The sequence below is a fragment of the Litorimonas sp. genome (assembly GCA_029936425.1).
In the GTDB taxonomy this organism is placed as follows: domain Bacteria; phylum Pseudomonadota; class Alphaproteobacteria; order Caulobacterales; family Maricaulaceae; genus Litorimonas.
On the sequence record JAPYSU010000083.1, the window covers coordinates 1 to 1,802 of the forward strand.

At 48.4% G+C, this 1,802-nt stretch carries 2 protein-coding genes; both read left to right on the forward strand.

The window, feature by feature from the left end:
- On the forward strand, positions 1-435 hold a 435-nt coding region (locus ACN0IC_RS15215; RefSeq protein WP_416879602.1), incomplete at its 5' end, for a hypothetical protein.
- A 187-nt stretch (positions 436-622) separates the two neighbouring features.
- On the forward strand, positions 623-1,802 hold a 1,180-nt coding region (locus ACN0IC_RS15220; RefSeq protein ID WP_416879603.1), incomplete at its 3' end, for a hypothetical protein.

Consider the following 1,802-nt stretch of genomic DNA (forward strand, 5'->3'; position numbering starts at 1 on the left):
ACCCGGATGCAGTTGACCGCTACCCTGAAGGAGCGTCTCGGTACCCGAGCATTCGAGGTCCAGGTTGAGGCAAACCTGCAGGTTTATTCCTGCGAAAGGAAGATAACCTGGAACTTGAAGCTCATCCCCAGGTGCTGCGCGTTGGCCCAGTCCCCCATGACCAGGTGCGAGTTGGACAACCCGCCCAACCGTGGCTGTTACAATGCATACTGCAATACAGCCATGGCTGTCTTGAATATGGTGAACCCAGTCCCCATCAATCAGAGCGAGCCAGCCACCCCCGAGAGCAAGGATGCACCGGTCCCCATCAAGAAGAGGGCCCACTTGAAGAGAGAGCATCCCACATTGCACAAGGCAGCTTCTTCTGACAGTAAGAAGATGAAAGAAGAAACTCTGCTGGACCAAGCAGACAGCCTTCTCACAAAAAATGAGTGATTGATATGACAGCTTGTGTAAACAGTACATATGACACTAACATTGACTAGTGACCCTAGACTTTACAAGAGACCTCAGTAGCAGTTGAACACTCTTACTCTTAACAGCTAGTCGACTTAGTGGGAATAAAGTATATATAAAAAGGGACTCATGTGTTCGGATCTTAACTGAAGGAAAAGAATCCACGATGCGCGCATTGCTGCGTGCGGCATTCGTTTGTTCAGTCGTCTTCGCCATATATGAGGTCGACTATTTCGATTGTTCTCACCCCACCAAGATTCGGGCATACTCCCTCCACACCGCTTGCGAAGCCGAGGAACCGACAAAAGTAGCTTCTCAGCGCTATGCGTTATTGCAGCGAACTTTCAAAGCAGTTTACAAAGGCTTCACCTGCCGAGTCACAAGATCTACCTTGTGGTTATCCTGCCGTGTCTGGAGCCATGAAAGCTTCTTAAAGGCTCCGGATTACGGCATGCCGGTCTCTCTATCTGTGCAACAATGCGAGCAAATCCGGGATACCAATTATTATTCTACCCCAGATGGCGTGAAACATGCAGTAGCTTTTAATGCCGTAAATGTCTTCGAGAGCATAGATGCCGGAGAACTCACCCAGGACTCCGGTAGCACCTATTGTCGTGGCATTGACAAAAAGGTCGGGGGCTCAATCCAAAATTCAGTACTCGAATTGTCTCAATACAAAGTAGAGATCCACGAATCGAAGTTCGAAGTATCCGGAAACATGGTGGATGTCCCTAGTGATCATCTCACTTTGTCTTGTCAAGCCAACGAAGGAGCTTGTGTCACGGCATTTGCCACCTACATCTGGAACATGCCCACACGGCCTTGCGATTTGGAGAAGATTAGGGAAGTAGACATGATTCCTGCCGGAACTACCCATCTGGTCGACTTGACCAGTCACATCTACTTGCAGCACATTGGCGTCACGGCAAGCTGGCCGCATTGTCCCCGAGCTGCATTGTTGGCCACCAACTACCTGCACTTGTATTTGTCCAAGCAATTGACAGGATGGGCTCCATTATCTCCTGGAAACTTAGAGATCGAGATCGAACTCGAGTCGGCGATCGACTTCGAAAACTACCGTATAGAAAAGCTTTTATATGAGAAAACTGACCAGTTGTCGTCTACTATCTGCCAGAATCGACACACGTTGCACTCAACGAAAGTAACCTTATACGCAAATGACACCTTCGCGAAGAGCAGAGGAGAGATACTCTATCTCTTTAAATGCGCCGCCAAGAAAGGGTTAATAAAAAATTCGGAAAAGTGTTATGAAGATGTTCCGTTGGAAACAGGTGGTTTCGTGGACCTGGAAACTCGTGTCTTCACCAAGTATAGCAGCGAAGTTT